Below are 19043 nucleotides of genomic sequence, written 5' to 3'. Positions count from 1 at the left end.
AATATCGGGCAGATCGGGCGTGGGAGAGCGGGGGCGGCGGGCCGCCCCGGTAGCGTCGCGGACCATGGACCGGACGGTTCGCCATCCCGTGACGGCACGGCGCGGACGCGCCGCGGTCGGCTATGCCCTGCTGCTGCCCAGTCTGGTCGGGGTGGGGTGTTTTCTGCTGGTGCCGATCGCGGTGGTGCTGTGGCTGAGCGTGCACAGCTGGAATCTCTTGGGGCCCATGGGATTCACGGGGTGGAGCAACTGGCGCTCGGTGCTGACCGATCGGCGGTTCGGGCATTCGATCGTGGTGACCCTGGCGCTCACGGCGATCGCGGTGCCGGTGCAGACGGCGCTGGGGTTCGCGGTGGCGACCCTGCTGGCGCGGCGGGGACGGGGCGGGACCGTGCTGCGGGTGGTTTACGCGCTGCCGTGGATGTGCGCGCCAGTGGCGGTGGGCGTGGTGTGGCAGTGGATTTTCGCGCCGACCGACGGGGCGTTGAACGCGCTGCTGGGGCGGCGGGTGGAGTCGTTGAGCTCGCCGACGCTCGCGTTGCCCGCGGTGGCGGCGGTGATCGTCTGGATGAATGTCGGTTATGTCGCCTTGTTCTTCGTGGCGGGGATTCGGGCCATACCGACCGAGATACTCGACGCCGGTGCGTTGGACGGTGCCACGGGGTGGCGGCGGATTCGCTGGCTGGTCCTGCCGCTGCTGCGGCCGACCATGTTCTTCGTGCTGGTCACCGGGGTGCTGAATGTCTTTCAGACCTTCGACGCGGTGTACGCGCTCACCAAGGGCGGGCCGGACCATCGCACGGATGTGGTTGCCATGCGGATCTATTCGGAGGCGTTCGAGGCGGCGCATCCGGGGCGGGCGGCCGTCATGGCGGTGGTGGTGTTCGCGGTCATGTTCGTGATCACGCTCGCGCAGCATCGGTACTTCCGGGATCGGACGAGCTATGCGTACTGATCGGCGGTGGGGCCGCGCCGCGGCGGCGTACGCGGTGCTGATCCTCGGGGCGCTGGTGACGGTCGCGCCGCTGGTATTGAGCGCACAGACCGCGTGGAAGACGCCGCGCCAGTTCGCGAACGAATCCGCCTTGGCCACGCCGCATCCCGCCACCCTCGAGAATTTCCGGACGGTCCTCGAGCAAGGGCTGGGGCGCGCGGTGGCGGTCACCGCACTGATGACGGTCTGCATCACGTGCGGGCAGCTGCTCACCGCGATCATGGCCGCGTACGCCTTCGCGCGCCTGGACTTTCCCGGGCGCGACGCGCTGTTCTGGACCTATCTCGCGACCATGATGGTGCCGAGCGTGGTCACGCTGGTGCCGCTGTATCTGATGTTCGCGAAACTGGGCTGGCTCAATACCTTCTGGGCGCTGGTGTTGCCGTTCCTGTTCGGGTCGCCATACGCGATTTTCCTACTGCGCCAGTACTTTCGGGCCATACCCGGCGAGATCATCGACGCGGCGCGGGTGGACGGGGCCGCGACGCTGGACATCCTCGTCAGCGTGGTGGTGCCGATGAGCCGACCCATTCTGGCCACGCTCACGGTCATCACCGTGGTCTCGCAGTGGAACAGTTTCATGTGGCCCTTGGTCGCCGCGTCGGGACCGAAATGGCAGGTGCTGACGGTCGCCACCGCGACCCTGCAGACCGAATACAACGCGCAATGGACGCTCATCATGGCCGCCACCACGCTGGCCATCGTGCCGCTGGTGGTGTTGTTCGTGGTGTTCCAGCGGCAGGTGCTGCGGTCCATCGCGGTGACGGGGCTCAAATGAGCGGGTTGCGGCCGAAGGATTCGACCCGGGCCGTGCTCGGGATCGTGGTGGTGGCCGTGCTGCTGGTGGCGGCGGCACTGTGGCTGGGGCGGGAGGGCGAGGGCGGCGGACGCACCATTGTCCGGATGCGGATCTGGGATCAGAGTTTCGTCTCCGCCTACCGGGCCGCACTCGACGAGTTCCAGCGGGACAATCCGGATATCGAGGTGCGAATCACGCTGGTGCCGTGGGCTTCCTACGCGCAGAAGCTGCGTTTGGATGTGGCGGGCGGCATTGCCGACGACCTGTTCTGGACCAACCTGTACGAGGACTACGCCGACAGCGGGCACCTGATCGATATCGGGGCGGCGCTCGGACCGCAGGCCGCGCGGGACTGGGATCCGCGTGCCGTCGCGCAATACACGCGATCCGGAAAGCTCTGGGCGGTACCGCAATTCGTCGATGGCGGCAGCGCGGTGTATGTCAACCGGGATCTGCTCGCGCGAGCCGGGGTCGATCCGGCCGAACTGGAAACGGCCCGGTGGAGTCCCGACGCGGGGCAGGACACATTCCGTCCCCTGCTGCGGCGGCTGGCCTCGGTGTCGACGTGGCCGTACAACGCCGCCAATGACTTTCAGTCCATCACGCTGCCGTATCTGGGGTCGGCGGGCGGGCAGTTGCAGCGCGACGGACAGTTCGCCTTCGACTCTCCGGCGGGACGCGACGCCTTCGGCTACACCGTGGGCCTGGTCGCGGACGGGTTGTCACCGTCCGCTGCCGATACCAATACCAGCGGTGATTTCGCGAAGAACGCCTTCTTACAGGGGCGCATGGCGCTGTTCCAATCCGGCAGTTTCACTCTGGCCACCGTCGCGCAAAGTGCCAGATTCTCCTGGGGATTGGCCATGATTCCCGCGGGTCCGGCCGGGCGGGCATCGGCCGACAATGCGATCGGGGTCGCGGGCAATGCGGCCACGGCGCATCCGGACGCGGTGCGGCGGGTGCTGGCCTGGCTGGGCAGTGCGGCGGGCAATCGGTATCTCGGCGCGAACGGGGCCACCATTCCGGCGGTGGTCTCCGAACAGCGGGTGTATCGCGACTACTGGGCACGGCACGGTGTCGATGTGTCGCCGTTCTTCGATGTGCTGCGCGACAAGACGATCCGGGCGGGCGGCGGTGCGGGATTCCCGGCGGCGCTGCAGGCCATGACACCGATCTTCGATGAGATGTATCTGGGCCGAATCCCGGTGCCCGAGGCGCTGGCCCGCGCGCAGCGGGAAGCGGATTCGGCGGCCGCGCAGCAGTAAGCCCGAGGGTCACCCGCTCAGATGCGGCTGTGATCGGTGTACGGGGTGCGCGGCCCGAATTTCGGTTTCCGCGCGAAGCCCGCCAGGCCGAGCAGCCGCACGGCCCGATACCGGTGCGGGCGTAGGGGTTCGAGGCATTCGACCATCTCGTCGTCGTCGATCGGTCGGTCCAGCAGGGTCCAGCCGACAATGGACGACAGGTGAAAATCACCCACCGACAACGCATCCGCGTCGCCGAAGGCACGCTGGGCGATCTCGGCCGCCGTCCACACCCCGATTCCGGGCACCGTGCGCAGCCGCTGCGCGGCGTCGGCGTGGCTCAGCGCGGCCGCCTCCTCCAGCTTCGACGCGATACGTGACGCCAGCACAATGGTTTTCGACCGTTGCGGGCCGACATTGGCGCGGTGATAGACCCAGGACGGAATGTGACGCCAGGTCTCGGCGTCCGGCATGACACGCAACCCGCGCGGGGCCGGTCCCGGTGCCGGAGTTCCATAGCGCCACACCAGTTTCCGCCACGAGTCGTGGGCGGTCTTGGTGTGCACCTTCTGTTCCAGTACCGCCGGAACCAGCGCCTCCCACACCAGGCCGGTACGCAGCATGCGCAGGCCGGGATTGCGCCGGTGCGCCTCGGCCACCTTGGGGTGCTCGGGGGCGAAGTCGCTGAGGTCCTCGTCCAGGCACAGCATGGTGGGCAATCGCTCGAGGAACTCCTCCGCGCCCGGACCCCACGCCCGGGCCTCGACCGCGTCGCGCTCCGACTGCCGCAGTCGGTAGGTGACCTCGCCCGACGGCATGCGGGAGGCGTGCCAGTGCGAGCCGTCGGGGGTCTGCCGGTGACAGGGGTCACCGAAGCCGCGGCGCAGTGGAGAGATGGTGGCGGCCAGATCGAACGGACGATCGCAGTGCAGCACCCGGGTGTGCTCGCGGCACGGCGCAGTGCTGGTCTGTGCGCACGGCGCAGTGCTGGTCTGTGCGGGCGGCGCTGGAGTCACCGCGTCATTCTAGGGGGACCGTCCTCCAGCAGGAACTGGGCGAGATGACGGAAGCGACGGCCCGCCAACTGCTCGGCCTGGGTGCGGCAGGAGAAGCCGTCGGCGAGCAGAATCGTCTTCTCGGGTGCCGCGCGCAGGGCCGGGAGCAGGCCGTTCTCGGCCACCGCGACCGAGACGTCGTAGTGGCCGCGCTGCATGCCGAAATTGCCCGCGAGCCCGCAGCATCCGGTGATCTCGGTCACCGTCGCACCGGTGCGACGCAGTATTCGGCGGTCGGCGTCGAAGCCGAGCACGGCGTGCTGGTGGCAATGGGGCTGGACCAGGACCGTGTGGCCGCTGCGATCCGGGGGCTGCCAGTCGGGCTGGGTCTCCAGGAATTCGGACAGGGTGTGGACGGCACGCGCCACGGCGGCGGCGCGGGGATCGTCCGGGAGCAGTCGGGGGAGGTCCTCGCGGAGGGCGGCCGTGCACGACGGTTCCAGGCCGACGACCACCCCGCCCGCACCGACATGGTCGGCGAGGGCATCGACGGTGGCGCGCAGGCGTTTTCGGGCATCGTCGAGTTGGCCGGTGCTGATCCAGGTGAGGCCGCAGCACACGCGGCGCTCGGGAATCGTGACGCGATGGCCCAGGGATTCGATCACCGTCACGGTCGCCCGGGCGATCTCCGGGTCGAAGGCATCGGTGAAGGTGTCGATCCACAGCATGACATCCGATCCCGGGGTCGGGACATCCGCTCCCGGGGCCGTCGGCGCGCTCGGCCGCCAGGATCGACGGAAACTCTTGTGCGCCAGGGTCGGTACCGCGCGGCGCGGGTCCATTCCGGCCAGGCGCAGGCCCGTGCGGCGCAGTGGTCCGGCGGTGCCGAGCAGGTTGGCCAGGCGCGGTGCCCGGCTGGCCGCGGCCAGCCACCGCGGGAGCCGCCCCAGCGAATAGTGGTCCATCGGGCGGCGTCTGCCCTGATAGCGGCGGTACAGCGTCTCCGACTTGTAGGTCGCCATGTCCACACCGGCCGGGCAGTCGGAATGGCAGGCCTTGCAGGACAGGCACAGATCGAGGGACTCCGCGACGGCCTCGGACCGCCAATCCAGCGCTCCCCGAACGACTTCCTGAAGCACACGGGCCCGGCCCCGGGTGCTGTCCTTCTCATCGGCGGTGGCCAGATACGAGGGGCACATGAAACCGCCGGACGCGTGATTGTCGGCGCGGCACTTGCCGACCCCGACGCAGCGGTGCACCGCCGTGGCCAGACCGCCGTCGGCGGGGAAGGCGAAACCGCCCGTCGTCGGCAGCGGGCGTAGTCCGGCCAGCCGCAGATCGGCATCGATGGGTCGCGGCTGTACGAGCACACCGGGATTCAGCACGTCCTCGGGATCGAAGAGGGCCTTGAACTCCGCGAAGGCATCCAGCGCCTGCGGGGAATACATGTGCCGCAACAGTTCCGAGCGGGCACGCCCGTCGCCGTGTTCGCCCGAGAGCGATCCGTCGAACTTCACGACCTGGCGGGCGGCGTCCTCGAGGAAGGCCCGGAAGCGTTGCGGCGCATCGGCTATCGGCAGATCCAGGCGGACGTGGATGCAACCGTCGCCGAAATGGCCGTACAGCAGGCCGTCGAGCCCGTGTTCGCGCATCAGGGCGTCGAAGTCCCGCAGATAGTCACCCAGTCGATCGGGCGGCACCGCGGCGTCCTCCCAGCCCGGCCAGGCCGGATTGCCGTCGGGGGTGCGACCGGCCAGGCCCGCGCCGTCGGCTCGAATGCTCCACAGCGCCCGCGCCTCCGCCTGGTCGGTGACGATTCGGGAATCCAGGGCGTGCGCGCGGGACCGCAGCAGTTCCGCCTTGTCCCGGGCCTCGTGCGGATCGGCGCCATCGATCTCGATCAGCAGCCAGCCGCCGCCGCGCGGCAGGTCCGGCACCGCGCCGCGATGGGTCCGCACCACATCGACGAGGCGGGCGTCCATGCCCTCCACGGCGAGCGGACGCACCGCCATGACGGCCGCGATATCGTCTGCGGCCGTGGGCATGTCGGGGTATCCGAGCAGCACCAGCACGGTCGCGGCGGGCACGGGCACCAGGTCGACCGTCGCCTCCAGCAGCAGACCGCAGGTGCCCTCGGTGCCGACGAACGCCTTGGCGATCGACGAACCCCGTTCCGGCAGTAGGTGTTCCAGGGCATAGCCGGACGCCTGGCGTTCGAAGCGGCCCAGTTCGGTGCGGATGAGCGCCATTCGGTTTCGAGTGAATTCGGGGAGACCGGCGATGGCCGAGAGGTCGTCGGTGAGGACCCGTTCGAGGCCGCGGCCGTCCAGAATTCGCAAGCGCCGCACCGTATCCGAGGTTCGGCCCCAGGCCACGGCGTGCGGGCCGCAGGCATTGTTGCCGATCATCCCGCCCATCGTGCAGCGGTTCTGGGTGGACGGGTCCGGACCGAAGCGCAGTCCGTGGGCCGCCGCCTGTCGCTGCAGCGTGGACAACACGACGCCCGGTTGCACCCGGGCAATGCGTTGCTCTGGATCGAGTTCCAGGATCGCATTCATGTGTCGGCTGAAGTCCAGCACCAGTCCCGGCCCGATGGCATTGCCCGCCACCGAGGTCCCCGCCCCGCGCGCGGTCACGGCCAAGCCGTGCGTGCGCGCGATGTCGAGGGTCGCCGAGACATCGGCGGCATCGCGCGGAAAGACCACCGCGCGCGGCAGCACGCGATAGTTGGAGGCATCCGAGGAGTACTCGGCGCGCCGCCGCGGATCGGTCTCGATCTCGCCGGTGATCGCCCCGCGCACTGTCTTCTCCCACGCCTCGGTCTTCTTCCACACCCCGGCCACGTCCCCAACCCTAGGCGTTTCGCTGTGCGCGAAAGCCCGACCTGCCCGGAAGCCCTTGATCTGAACCTTTGTTGAGGTCTTACTGTCGGTGCCGTGGGGTTCGATGGAACCCGGACGTGAGGAGCGGGGATGAGTATCGAATCCGTGGCGTGGAACCAGCTGTACCGGCAGATGAACGCGCCCACCGAGCAGCGGCCGTTGCGCTTGGCGACGGCGCGCCGGATTCTGGCCTTCGCGCGCCCGCATCACCGGCGGCTGGTGGCGTTCCTGGTCCTCAGCATCGCCTCCGCGCTGCTGGCGGTGGCCACCCCGGTGCTGGCCGGGCGGGTGGTCGACGCCATCGTCGGGCACGGCGCGCCCCGCACGGTGATCACCCTGGCCGTGATCATCGCGGCGGTCGCGGTGCTGGATGCCGGGCTGGGCATCGTCATTCGCTGGCTGTCGGCGCGCATCGGGGAGGGGCTCATCTTCGATCTGCGCACCGCGGTGTTCGACCACGTCCAGAAGATGCCCATCGCCTTCTTCACGCGCACCCGGACCGGCGCACTGGTGAGCCGGTTGAACAATGACGTCATCGGGGCGCAACGGGCGTTCAGCACCACCCTGTCCGGGGTGGTCACCAATGTGGTGACCCTCGCGCTCACCCTGGCCGTCATGCTGCGGTTGTCCTGGCAGATCACCCTGCTCGCGCTGGTGCTGCTGCCGGTGTTCGTGATCCCGGCCCGGCGCATGGGTGAGCGCATCGCCGGGATCCAGCGCGAGGCCGCCGGGCTGAACGCGGCCATGAGCACCCAGATGACCGAGCGCTTTTCCGCACCGGGCGCGACGCTGGTGAAGCTGTTCGGGCGGCCGCGGCAGGAGTCCGCGGAATTCGGCCTGCGCGCCGGGCGGGTGCGCGACATCGGCGTCCGCACCGCCATGCTGCAGACCGTGTTCGTCACCGCGCTCACGCTGGTGTCGGCGCTCGCGCTGGCCCTGGTGTACGGGCTCGGCGGCTACCTCGCGCTGCAGGGGCAGCTGGAACCCGGTGCGGTGGTGGCGCTTTCGCTGCTGCTCACCCGGCTGTACTCGCCACTCACCGCGCTGGCCAGCGCCCGGGTGGACGTGATGTCGGCGCTGGTGAGCTTCGAGCGGGTCTTCGAGATCCTGGATCTGCGCCCGCTCATTCAGGATTCGCCGCTCGCGGTGCCGGTACCGGACGGGCCGGTGGCGGTGGAGCTGGACGGCGTGAGCTTCGGCTACCCGTCGGCGGACAAGGTGTCGCTGGCCTCGCTCGAGGACGTGGCCACGCTGGACACCCGCGGCGGCGAGGAAGTGCTGCATCAGGTCTCGCTGCGGGCCGAGCCCGGGCAGATGGTGGCGCTGGTCGGCTCCTCCGGCGCCGGGAAATCGACCATCGCGCAATTGGTTTCGCGGCTCTACGACGTGGACTCCGGCGCGGTGCTGCTGGGCGGCAAGGATGTGCGCGAGCTGACCGCGCAGTCCATTCGGGACACCGTCGGCCTGGTCACCCAGGACGGTCATCTGTTCCACGACAGCATTCGCGCCAACCTGCTGCTGGCCCGGCCCGAGGCCACCGAGGCGGAGCTGTGGGATGCGTTGGGGCGGGCCCGATTGCGCGATCTCATCGAATCCCTGCCCGACGGCCTGGACACCGTGGTCGGCGAGCGCGGCTACCGGCTCTCCGGCGGCGAGCGCCAGCGGCTCACCATCGCGCGGCTGCTGCTCAAGCAGCCCCGCGTGGTGATTCTGGACGAGGCCACCGCCTCACTGGACTCCACCTCCGAGGCCGCCGTGCAGGAGGCGCTGGCCGAGGCGCTCGACGGGCGTACCGCGCTGGTCATCGCGCACCGGCTGTCCACCATCCGCAATGCCGACCAGATCCTGGTGCTCGAGCACGGCCGCATCGTGGAACGCGGCACGCATGCCGAGCTGCTCGCGGCCGAGGGTCGCTACACCGAGCTGTACCGCACCCAGTTCGCCGACGCGAGCGCGCCCGCGGCCGCCTGACCGGAAGGTCCGCGACCCGATCGGAAACGGAGCTTGCCGAATCGGCAAAAGAACTGTGACTCCCGACGCCACCGGGGATAGCGTCGGGAGCATGGGCTCGCATTCACACGGACAGGCAGACACCCACGGCCACCGGCATTCCCACGGTCCCGGCCACACCCACGGGCACGGCCACGGTCACACCCACGACAGCATCGACTGGGCGACCATGATCCCCGACCTGCAGCGCGACGACGCCATGGCGGCCGAGGCCAATGCGCAGATCGCGCAGCGGTTGATCGCGTTGATTCCCGAGGTGGCCGAGCCGACCGTCGTCGATATCGGGGCCGGGGCGGGCGGGCAGAGTGTGGCCTTCGCCCGGGAGCTGGCGGCGCGCGGCGGCGGGCGACTGATCCTCGTCGACGCGGTGCCGGAATTGCTCGAGGTGGCAGCGCAGGCGGTGAAGGTGGCCCTCGGCGGCGACGATCGGGTGCGGGTCGAGACGCTGCGCGCCGATGCCGCGGCCGAGGACTTCGGCACCGACGTTCCGGCCGCGGATCTGGTGTGGGCCTCGCGCTCGGTGCATCACCTGCCCGATCAGCAGGCGGGCACCACCCGCCTGGCCGGACTGCTGCGGCCCGGCGGCTGGCTGGCCCTGGCCGAGGGCGGACTCCCCGTGCGTTGTCTGCCATGGGAATTGGGCATCGGCGCGCCCGGCCTGCAGGATCGCCTGCTGGCGGTGCGCGACGCGGGCTTCGCCCAGATGCGGGCCGAGATCACCGGTTCCACGCCCATGCCCTACGGCTGGAATGTGGCGCTGAGCCGGGCCGGGCTCGACGAGGTGACCTCCTTCAGCGTGCTCACCGATCATCCCGCGCCGCCGTCACCGGCCGTGCGCGCCAGCGTCATCGCGTGGCTGGACGGCTTGCGCGAGCGGGTCGGCGACCGGCTCGGCGAGGACGATCGGGCCACCCTCGAGGCGCTGCTGGACGCGTCCGCCGAGACGTATGTCGGTGCGCGCGAAGACATTTACATCCTCGGCGCGACCACGGTTTTCTTGGGCCGCCGATAGCGGGACGATATGACCGGCACGGTCGTGACCCGACCGTGCCCTAACCGCAATGCTGTTGTGGCCGCCGAAGCGCCCCTGACCTCCCGAAATGCCCTGGCATACGGCATAATTCGAGCCCCATGGCATCACCCGCATGATCGTTTCACATGCCGGGGGAGGAGTTTCGGTGACCCGTACCAAGGAGCAGCGGCACACGCCCGCTACCCGCGTCGACGATATCGAGCGCATGTTCGGCGCCCGTCGATCCCAGCCCGCCGCCGACGCGCCGCCCCTGGAACTACGGGTGACCGACGGCACCCGGCGGCGCACCGACGACGACTGGACGGTCCCGAAAAAGCTGGTGGCCGAGGCGGTTTCGGGCAAGCTGGTCATCGACTTCACCCGGGCCCGGTGCTCGCGGCGCGAAATCGACATCCAGGCCGTGGCCGGTGCGGGGACGATCGTGCTCATCGTGCCACGCGGCTGGCGTGTCGATATGGACGCGGTGCTGCCGGGCAATGGCACGGTGGCCAATCGGGTCAAGCTGCCGCGCTTCCCGGGCGCTCCGCTGATCCGGGTCGTCGGCCAGGTGGACACCGGGGTGGTGAAGGCGCGCTACGCCTATCGCTCCCCGCTCCCGTGGTTCCGCCGTTCCCGCTGACCGTTCCCCGGGTTCCCGGCATTTCGGGAGACCATGCGGTATGACGGAGGGGTGACGCGCTGGCTGCTGCACGTCGACCTCGACCAATTCCAGGCCGCGGTCGAATTCCGGCGGCATCCGGAGCTGCGCGGGCAACCGGTCATCGTGGGCGGGAACGGGGATCCCACCGAACCCCGCAAGGTGGTGTCCTGCGCCTCCTATCCGGCCCGGGCCTTCGGGGTGCGCGCGGGCATGCCGCTGCGCACCGCCGCGCGGATCTGCCCGGAGGGTGTCTTCCTACCGCAGGATCTGGCGTTCTACGCCGAGGCGTCGGAAGAGATCATGGCGCTGCTGCGCACCTTTCCCGGGCGAGTGGAGGTGCTCGGCTTCGACGAGGCGTTCCTGGCGGTGGACACCGACGATCCCGAGCAACTGGCGCGCGAGATTCGATCCGCCATCGGGGAATTGGATTTGACCTGCGCGGTCGGGATCGGCGACAACAAGACTCGGGCCAAGCTGGCGACCGGCTTCGCCAAGGCGGTGGGCAAGGCCGGGGCATCCGACGACGCCTCGGACCACACCGGCACGGGAATCTTCCGACTCACCGCCGACAACTGGGTCGAATTGATGGCCCACCGACCGACCAGTGCGCTCTGGGGCATCGGGGCACGCATCGCGAAACGTCTGAGCAGCCTGGGCATCGAGACCGTGGCCGATCTGGCCGCGGCCGATCGCAACGAACTGGCGGCCGAGTTCGGACCCAATACCGGCCCCTATTTGTGGGTACTCGGCCACGGTGCGGGTGACACCGATATCTCCGAGCCACGAGAACCGGTGGGCCACAGTCGATCCGAGACCTTCCCGAGCGACCTCACCGAACCCGCGGAGATCGACGCGGCCGTGGTGCGATTGGCGACCCAGGTCGCCGAGGAGACCGTGGCGCAGGGGCGCGGCGTCGGCCGGGTGAGTGTGACGGTGCGGACCAAGACCTTCTTCACCCGCAGCAAACAGCGGAAACTACCCAAGCCCACCGCGGATGTGGACGAGATCGTGCAGACGGCGCTGGAAGTGTTGCACTCGTTCGAATTGGATCGGCCCATCCGGTTGCTGGGTGTCCGCGTCGAATACGCCATGCTGTGATCAAGTTCCACCGACGGAAGGCTTCTCACGATGGGTGAGTACGAGAACATCCTTTTCGAGCACGATGGCCCGATCGCGCGCATCACGCTGAACCGGCCCAATGCCGCCAATGGCATCGATCAGGCGCTGGCGGACGAACTGGTGCGCGCGGCCGAGTACTGCTCCGAGGATCCGGCCGTGAAGGTCGTGGTGCTGACCGGTGCCGGGCGGTTCTTCTCCGCGGGCGGCGATGTGCGGGCGATGGCGGCCAGCGCGGACACCGGGGAGTTCATCGAGAAGCTGGCCGCGACCCTGCATCAGGCGGTGTCCGCGCTCGCCCGCATGGACGCCCTGCTGATCGTCGGCGTGAACGGCACGGCGGCCGGGGCGGGCATGAGCCTCGCGGTGGCCGGAGATCTGGTGGTCGCGGCCGAATCCGCCTCGTTCACCATGGCTTACACCAAGGTCGGCCTGAGCCCGGACGGCGGCGCGTCCTACTACCTGCCGCGGCTGATCGGGCTGCGCCGGACCCAGGAGCTCATGCTCACCAACCGGACGCTGTCCGCGGCCGAGGCCCTCGACTGGGGTCTGCTGCACCGGGTGGTGCGCGATGTGGAGCTCACCGACGCGGTCGAGGCGCTGGCGCGGGAGTTCGCCACCGGGCCCAAGGGCTCCAACGCGAATGTGAAGAAGCTGCTGCTGGTCTCGTCCCAGCACACCCTCGAGGAGCAGCTGAACACCGAGGCCGGATTCATCACCCGCTGCGCCGAATCCGCCGACGGCCAGGAGGGCATTGCCGCCTTCGTCGACAAACGGGCGCCGAAATTCGCCTGAGCTCGGCCGCTTTCACCGACCTGACCAGCATCGCGAGCCCTATGCTCGGATCATGGAGTTCCAGGCGATGGTGGCACACGAGACCAAGGACGGGATCTCGCTCATCCGCGAGGAGGTCGGCGACGACTTCCTCATGCCGGGTGAGGTGACGATCAAGGTGCACTACACGAGCGCCAACTACAAGGACGGGCTGGCCATCACGCCGCGCGGCGGTGTGGTGCGCCAATACCCACTCATTCCGGGCATCGATCTGACCGGTGAGGTGTTCGCCTCCACCGATCCCGAATTCGCGCCCGGCGATCTGGTGGTCGCGCACGGGTACGAGATCGGCGTCTCCCATCACGGCGGCTTCGCCGAATACGCGCGCGTCCCCGCCGACTGGGTGGTCAAGCTCGAGGGGCTGACCCCGCGCGAGGCCGCGGCCATCGGCACCGCCGGATACACCGCGGCCATGAGCGTGCAGGCGCTGTTGGATCGGGGCCTCACGCCCGAGGACGGCCCGGTGCTGGTCACCGGCGCGACCGGCGGTGTCGGCAGCGTGGCGGTCGACATTCTCTCCGGCCTCGGCTTCGAGGTGACCGCCTCCACCGGCAAACTCGGTGCTGGCGAACTGCTTTCGACCCTGGGCGCGAACGCGGTCATCGGCCGTCTGCCCGGCGAGGGGGAGAAGCTGCGCCCGCTCGGCAAGGCCCAGTGGGCGGCCGCCGTCGACAGTGTCGGCGGCACCTCCCTGGCCCACATCCTCAGCACCGTCAAATACGGTGGCGCGGTGGCTGTTTCGGGGCTGACCGGCGGGTCCGACCTGCCCACCACGGTCATGCCGTTCATTCTGCGCGGGGTCTCGCTGCTCGGCATCGACTCGGCCCACTTCCCGATCGTGCAGCGCCGCGAGCTGTGGGCGCGCCTCGCCAAGGACCTGAAGCCCCAACATCTTTCGCTGCTGGAGAACTACGCGCCGATCACCGACGCGGAATCGGTGTTGCACTCCATCCTGGATGGAACCCACTCGGGCCGAACGGTGCTCGGCGTGGCGGGGGAGTTCTGACCGACGGCCTGGTCGGTTCTTGTTTCATGTGAAACGAAGAATATTCGCTAAATAGTTGCCCCCTCGCCCCGCACCTGTCATCTCACCCCGCGTCGGCCAGCACCTCCAGGGCCGCCGCGAGGTGGGGCAGCGCGGGCGGGCCGTAGGAGGTCGCGATCTCGGCCAGTGCGCGGGCCAGGTGCGGTGCGATCGCGGCGGCCGGGAGCAGCTCCTCGGCCAGCACGATTCCGCCGACGATGTGGTCGGCCCGGATGCGCTGATCGCGGGTGACCTCGTAACGCCAGGAACCGATCTGGACCCGTTCGGGATCCGAGCGGAACAGTGATTTGCGGGCCGGGATTCGGGTAACTCCGGGGACGCCCGCGAAGACGGTGAAGACCAGGCCGAGACCGCCGGGGCCGCCGAGCGCCGCATCGATGGCCCGGGTGGCGGTCTCGATATCGAAGTCGGTCACGAGTCCATTCCGAGGGTGAAGGTCGGTGCGATCGGGTCACCGTCGCCGATACGGCGGATGGCGGTGCCGGAGGCGTAGAACTCGACCGTGTGATATCCCCAGGCGTAGTTGGAGATATCGAAGCTCACGCCGGTGACGCCGGTTCCGCCATCGCGTTCCGCTTCGGCCTGCATGCGGGACATGGCCAGCTCGCGCGCCTGGTAGTTGCCCTGGGTCCACTGGGGCATCTCCATATTGCGGCCCATCTGGCTGAGCATCTGGCGGAAGCTCTGCACGGCCACGTGGAATACGCAGTTGCCCATGACGAAGGCGACCGGGGCATAGCCGGTGCGCATGAGGGTCACCATGTCCTGGCCGGAGAGATGGCTGGTGAAGGCCTGGCCGTTCGGACGCCGGTAGCTGCCGGGGGATTTCGCGTAGCGGACCGCGGTGCCGACGGCGATGAACTCCAGGTGCTCCATGGATTCGCCGTGCTGCCGCCATTCCAGTCGCATGCCCACCACGCCGTCGGCTTTGAGCGCGTCGGCCTCGGCCTGCATGCGCGACATGGCATTCCAGCGCGCCCGGTAGGTGGCCTCGGTGAGAACCGGAAGTTCTTGCTGCTGACGGATTCCGGTGAATTGGAAGCCGACGTGATAGACGGATACGCCCATCACCAGGTCGATGGGTTCGAAGCCCGCACCGTGGAGTAGCGCGAACTCGTTGACCGAGAGGTCCGAGGTGAAGATGCGGTTCGCGTGCGAGAGGCGCTCGCCCGCGACCTGATCGAGCTGCTGCGGTTGCTGAGTGGGCTGGTTGGGTTGCATTGCTGATCGCCCTCCGTCGGATCTCCGATAGATCCCTAAACGAGGGTACGACCGGTCCGGTTCCGACCCATCGAAAACGAAGGAGCCGTGCGTGTTCACAGCACACGCACGGCTCCCACTCGAGCGACTTACGCGGTGGCGCTCAGCTGACGACCGTCGTAGGCGGGTTCCGCCACCGGTTCGATGGCGTAGGCCAGGATCTCCGCCACGTCGGCGACCGGGCGGACATCCAGGGCGGCCAGCACCTCGGCCGGGACCTCGTCCAGGTCCGGCTCGTTGCGGGCCGGGATGAACACGGTCTTCAGTCCGGCGCGCTGGGCTGCCAGGAGCTTCTGCTTCACGCCGCCGATGGGCAGCACCCGGCCGTTCAGGGTGACCTCGCCGGTCATGCCGACATCCGCGCGGACCTGGCGGCCCAGGGCCAGCGACACCAGGGCGGTGACCATGGTGACGCCCGCGGACGGTCCGTCCTTCGGGACCGCGCCCGCCGGGAAGTGGATGTGGATATTGCGATCCAGCACCTTCGGCTCGATGCCGATTTCCTCCAGGTGGGAGCGGACGTAGGTCAGGGCGATCTGCGCGGATTCCTTCATGACGTCGCCCAGCTGGCCGGTCAGGGTCAGCGAGCGCTCGCCCTCGGCGGCATTGGCCTCGATGTAGAGGACGTCGCCGCCCGCGCCGGTCACGGCCAGACCCGTTGCGACACCGGGAACCGCGGTGCGTTCCACCCCGTCGGGGGTGAAGCGCGGACGGCCCAGGTAGTCCTTCAGGTCACCCAGGTCGATCACCAGATTGCCGGTGGCCGAGGCGGATTCGGTGTCGTAGCCCAGATCCTTGTCGTAGCCCAGGCCCTCCGGCACGAATTCGCCCTTACCGACCGGGCTTTCGGTGTCGGAGATGTCCGCCGACTCCGAGAGCTTGGTCGCGGCCTTGCGCAGCGCCTTGGCGATCAGCCGTTCCATCTGCCGCACACCGGCTTCCCGGGTGTAGTTGGCGGCGATCTCGCGCAGCGCCTCCTCGGTGATCGAGACCTCCTCGGCGGTCAGGGCGTTGCGCTCCAGCTGCCGGGGGATCAGGAAGTCGCGGGCGATGGCCACCTTGTCGGCCTCGGTGTAGCCGTCCACGCTGATCAGTTCCATGCGGTCCAGCAGCGGGCCGGGAATCGTCTCGAGGACGTTCGCGGTCGCGATGAACAGCACGTCGGACAGGTCCAGATCCAGGTCCAGGTAGTGGTCGCGGAACGTGTGGTTCTGCGCCGGGTCCAGCACCTCGAGCAGGGCCGCCGCGGGATCGCCGCGGAAGTCGCTGCCGACCTTGTCGATCTCGTCCAGCAGGACAACGGGATTCATCGATCCCGCCTCCTTCATGGCGCGCACGATGCGGCCGGGCAGCGCGCCCACGTAGGTGCGCCGGTGACCGCGGATCTCGGCCTCGTCGCGCACGCCGCCCAGGGCGACGCGAACGAACTTGCGGCCCAGGGCCTTGGCGACCGATTCACCCAGCGAGGTCTTGCCGACGCCGGGCGGGCCGACCAGCACCAGCACCGCGCCGGAGCCGCGTCCGCCGACCACCTCCAGGCCGCGGGCGGCCCGGCGGGCGCGCACGGCCAGGTATTCGACCATGCGGTCCTTGACCTCGTCGAGGCCGTGGTGATCCGCGTCCAGCTGGGCGCGGGCGGCCGAAACATCGGTGGAGTCGGTGGTTTTCACGGTCCACGGCAGTTCCAGGACGGTGTCCAGCCAGGTGCGGATCCAGCCCGTCTCGGGGCTCTGATCGCTGGACCGCTCCAGGCGACCGACCTCGCGCAGGGCGGCTTCCTTCACGGCCGGGGGCAGGTCGGCGTTCTCGACGCGGGTGCGGTAGTCCTCCGCGCCGTCGGGCTCGTCCTCGCCCAGTTCCTTGCGAATCGCGTTGAGCTGCTGGCGCAGCAGGAATTCGCGCTGCTGCTTCTCCAGCCCCTCGCGCACGTCCTCGCTGATCTTCTCGCTGACCTCGGTCTCGGCGATGTGCTGGGTGGTCCACTCGATCAGCTTGGTCAACCGCGCGAAAGTGTCCGGGGTGTCCAGGATTTCGCGTTTCTGATCATTGGTCAGGTACGACGCCCACCCGGCCGCGTCGGCCAGCGTGGACGGATCGTTCATCTGATTGACCGCGTCGATGACCTGCCAGGCCTCGCGGCGCTGCAGCACCGACACGACGAGCTTCTTGTATTCGGCCGCGAGCTCTTTGGTGCGTCCGTCGGCGGCCGGAATCTCGACCGGCTCGGCCTCGACCCAGAGCGCCGCGCCCGGCCCGGTCACGCCGTGGCCGATCTTGGCCCGGCTCTCGGCCTTCAGCACCGCCGCCGGTGCGCCACCGCGCATCCGACCGACCTGTTCGATGGTGGCCACGACACCGTAGGTGGCGTACCCCTCATCGAGGCGCGGCGCGACCAGCACCTGGTTGACCTTGCCCGCGCGGGCGGCATCGATGGCGGCCTGCGACGACTCGTCCAGCTCGATCGGGACGACCATGCCGGGCAGCACGATCGGATCGGTCAGGAACAGGACCGGCAGGTTCGTTGGTGTAGTCACGTCTTCGACCCCTTCCAAGGTTGAGCGTTACCTACTCAACCTCAGCGGTATACCGATTGTTCCGCGACCTTGTTCGCCGGGGGCGAACATACATATCAGCAGGTCAGTCGCATTCAGCCGATTCTCGAGAGGCAATTTCCGCACAACGCTTGACCTACATGGCTAAAGCGATTAGCTTTATGGCTATCGCAGTTAGCTACTCCCAGAGAGTGAAAGACCATGACGCAGTACGTGGATATCGACGGTGGCCGGATCGCCTACGACGAGACGGGCGAGGGTCCGCTGGTCGTGCTGTCGCACGGCATGGGTATCGATCGGAACGTCAACAAGCACCTGGTGCCGCTGCTGGCCGCCGCCGGATACCGGGTGGTCAACACCGATATGCGCGGCCACGGCGAGTCGAGCATGGGCTGGGCCTCGGTCACCGGCAAGGAGGCCATCAGCCGCACCGATGTGGCCAATGATCTGCTCGCGGTCATCGAGAAGCTGGGCGGCGGGCCCGCCATCCTGATCGGGCACTCGCTCTCCGGCGGGTCGGTCACGATCGCCGCGGCACAGCGCCCGGACCTGGTGCGGGCCGTGGTGGAGATCAACCCCTTCACCCTCACCCAGAAGGCCGACCTCGGGGCCCTGCTGTTCAACGCCCGCCACCGCGGCGGCATGATTCCGTTGATGTCCACGATGATGTTCAAGAGCCTCGGCCAATGGCTGAAGTACCTGACGGTGGCCATGCCCTCGCAGCCCGCCGACCGCGACGAGTACCTCGCCGAGGTGAAGGCCAAGCTGACCGAGCCCGGCCGTTTCGCCGAGTTCATGAAGACCGGCAAGTCGACCCCCGCGGACGCGGAAGCCCAGGTGCCCAACGTGACTCGGCCCGCGCTCATCATCATGGGCAGCGCCGACCCGGACTTCCCGAGCCCCGAGGGCGAGGGTCAGCGCATCGTCGCCGCCCTGCCCGCCGGGCTGGGCAGCCTGGGCCTGGTCGAGGGCACCGGCCACTACCCGCAGTTCGAGAAGCCGCAGGAGGTGGCCGATCTGGTGCTGCCATTCCTGAAGGAACACCATGCCTAGGGTGGGCCTGAGCCGAGCCGACGTCGTTGCCGCGGGGGCCGCCCTCGCCGACGAGGTCGGTTTCGGCAATCTGGCCCTGGGCGCGCTGGCACAGCGGGTCGGGGTGCGAACCCCCTCGCTGTACAAGCACATCGAGAGCCTGGCCGACCTGCAGCATGGCATTGCCGCGCTGGCCATGGCCGAGCTCGACCGCAAGGTGCGCGACGCCATGCACGGGCTCTCCGGCAGCGCCGCGCTGGCCGCCTTCGCGAATGCCTTCCGGGAGTACGTCGTCGAGCATCCGGGCCGCTACGCCGCCACCATCGGGGCGAAGTTCCGCGGGCCGGATGATCCACTGCTGCAATCGGGTTCGCGCGTGCTGGATTCCATGGCGGCGGTCCTGCGCGGCTACGGCATCGACGAGGGCGAAATGGTGCACGCCCTGCGGACGCTGCGGTGCACCTTCCACGGCTTCGCCACCCTGCAATCCTCCGACGGCTTCCAGTGGAGCGGCGACTCCGAGGACAGCTTCGACTGGATGATTCGCTTCCTGGATCGCGGGCTCAGCGAAATCGGCTCGCGCTGAACCGGCTTGCGGGACCATGAC

General features: G+C 68.9%; 16 protein-coding genes. 11 read left to right on the top strand and 5 right to left on the bottom strand.

Features of this window, described 5'->3' with window-relative positions; genetic code table 11:
- Window positions 1-64: 64 nt before the first annotated feature.
- The 3 genes from VMT40_RS06425 to VMT40_RS06415 are packed head-to-tail and all read left to right on the top strand — an operon-like array spanning window position 65 to window position 3058.
- Window positions 65-955: a carbohydrate ABC transporter permease gene (locus VMT40_RS06425; protein ID WP_326356990.1), complete on the top strand. Its 891-nt coding sequence runs from the start codon at window positions 65-67 to the stop codon at window positions 953-955.
- On the top strand, window positions 945-1772 hold the full coding sequence (locus tag VMT40_RS06420) for a carbohydrate ABC transporter permease (protein WP_326356989.1): 828 nt from the start codon (window positions 945-947) through the stop codon (window positions 1770-1772). The genes VMT40_RS06425 and VMT40_RS06420 overlap by 11 nt, the downstream gene beginning before the upstream one ends.
- A complete protein-coding gene (locus tag VMT40_RS06415; RefSeq protein ID WP_326356988.1) occupies window positions 1769-3058 on the top strand; it encodes an ABC transporter substrate-binding protein in 1290 nt (429 codons plus the stop codon). Before VMT40_RS06420 ends, VMT40_RS06415 begins: the two co-directional genes overlap by 4 nt.
- Window positions 3059-3075: 17 nt before the next feature.
- On the opposite strand, the gene VMT40_RS06410 is transcribed toward VMT40_RS06415, so the two are convergent.
- Both VMT40_RS06410 and VMT40_RS06405 read right to left on the bottom strand, forming a co-directional pair.
- On the bottom strand, window positions 3076-3972 hold the full coding sequence (locus VMT40_RS06410; protein ID WP_326357221.1) for a DNA-3-methyladenine glycosylase family protein: 897 nt from the start codon (window positions 3970-3972) through the stop codon (window positions 3076-3078).
- A gap of 77 nt (window positions 3973-4049) precedes the next feature.
- Complete coding sequence (locus VMT40_RS06405) at window positions 4050-6875, bottom strand: FAD-binding and (Fe-S)-binding domain-containing protein (RefSeq protein ID WP_326356987.1); 2826 nt, start codon at window positions 6873-6875, stop codon at window positions 4050-4052.
- 129 nt (window positions 6876-7004) lie between these two features.
- Between VMT40_RS06405 and VMT40_RS06400 the strand changes: the two genes are divergently transcribed.
- The 6 genes from VMT40_RS06400 to VMT40_RS06375 all read left to right on the top strand — a co-directional run bounded on the left by VMT40_RS06400 (window position 7005) and on the right by VMT40_RS06375 (window position 13553).
- A complete protein-coding gene (locus tag VMT40_RS06400) occupies window positions 7005-8885 on the top strand; it encodes an ABC transporter ATP-binding protein (protein ID WP_326356986.1) in 1881 nt (626 codons plus the stop codon).
- A gap of 91 nt (window positions 8886-8976) precedes the next feature.
- A complete protein-coding gene (locus tag VMT40_RS06395; RefSeq protein ID WP_326356985.1) occupies window positions 8977-9936 on the top strand; it encodes a class I SAM-dependent methyltransferase in 960 nt (319 codons plus the stop codon).
- Window positions 9937-10102: 166 nt separating this feature from the next.
- Complete coding sequence (locus tag VMT40_RS06390) at window positions 10103-10576, top strand: hypothetical protein (protein ID WP_326356984.1); 474 nt, start codon at window positions 10103-10105, stop codon at window positions 10574-10576.
- 33 nt (window positions 10577-10609) lie between these two features.
- Window positions 10610-11695, top strand: coding sequence for a DNA polymerase IV (locus VMT40_RS06385; RefSeq protein WP_326356983.1), 1086 nt, complete (start codon window positions 10610-10612; stop codon window positions 11693-11695).
- 30 nt (window positions 11696-11725) lie between these two features.
- Entirely contained in the window at window positions 11726-12508 is a 783-nt protein-coding gene (locus tag VMT40_RS06380) for an enoyl-CoA hydratase/isomerase family protein (RefSeq protein WP_326356982.1), read from the top strand.
- Window positions 12509-12560: 52 nt separating this feature from the next.
- A complete protein-coding gene (locus VMT40_RS06375; protein WP_326356981.1) occupies window positions 12561-13553 on the top strand; it encodes an oxidoreductase in 993 nt (330 codons plus the stop codon).
- 82 nt (window positions 13554-13635) lie between these two features.
- Here VMT40_RS06375 and VMT40_RS06370 read toward each other — a convergent pair whose 3' ends face one another.
- From VMT40_RS06370 to lon, 3 genes are all read right to left on the bottom strand, one after another.
- Complete coding sequence (locus VMT40_RS06370; protein ID WP_326356980.1) at window positions 13636-14007, bottom strand: DUF5073 family protein; 372 nt, start codon at window positions 14005-14007, stop codon at window positions 13636-13638.
- Window positions 14004-14813, bottom strand: coding sequence for a heavy metal-binding domain-containing protein (locus VMT40_RS06365; protein WP_326356979.1), 810 nt, complete (start codon window positions 14811-14813; stop codon window positions 14004-14006). The genes VMT40_RS06370 and VMT40_RS06365 overlap by 4 nt, the downstream gene beginning before the upstream one ends.
- A 128-nt stretch (window positions 14814-14941) precedes the next feature.
- A complete protein-coding gene (gene lon / locus VMT40_RS06360; RefSeq protein ID WP_442789926.1) occupies window positions 14942-17326 on the bottom strand; it encodes an endopeptidase La in 2385 nt (794 codons plus the stop codon).
- 279 nt (window positions 17327-17605) lie between these two features.
- Between lon and VMT40_RS06355 the strand changes: the two genes are divergently transcribed.
- Both VMT40_RS06355 and VMT40_RS06350 read left to right on the top strand, forming a co-directional pair.
- Window positions 17606-18457, top strand: coding sequence for an alpha/beta fold hydrolase (locus VMT40_RS06355; protein WP_326356977.1), 852 nt, complete (start codon window positions 17606-17608; stop codon window positions 18455-18457).
- Entirely contained in the window at window positions 18450-19022 is a 573-nt protein-coding gene (locus tag VMT40_RS06350) for a TetR/AcrR family transcriptional regulator (protein ID WP_326356976.1), read from the top strand. The genes VMT40_RS06355 and VMT40_RS06350 overlap by 8 nt, the downstream gene beginning before the upstream one ends.
- Window positions 19023-19043 lie beyond the last annotated feature (21 nt).

This window comes from Nocardia sp. CDC160, assembly GCF_035818795.1.
Taxonomy (GTDB): Bacteria; Actinomycetota; Actinomycetes; order Mycobacteriales; family Mycobacteriaceae; genus Nocardia.
Note: the sequence above shows the minus strand (reverse complement) of the source record. Positions and strands in the feature narration are given on the sequence as shown.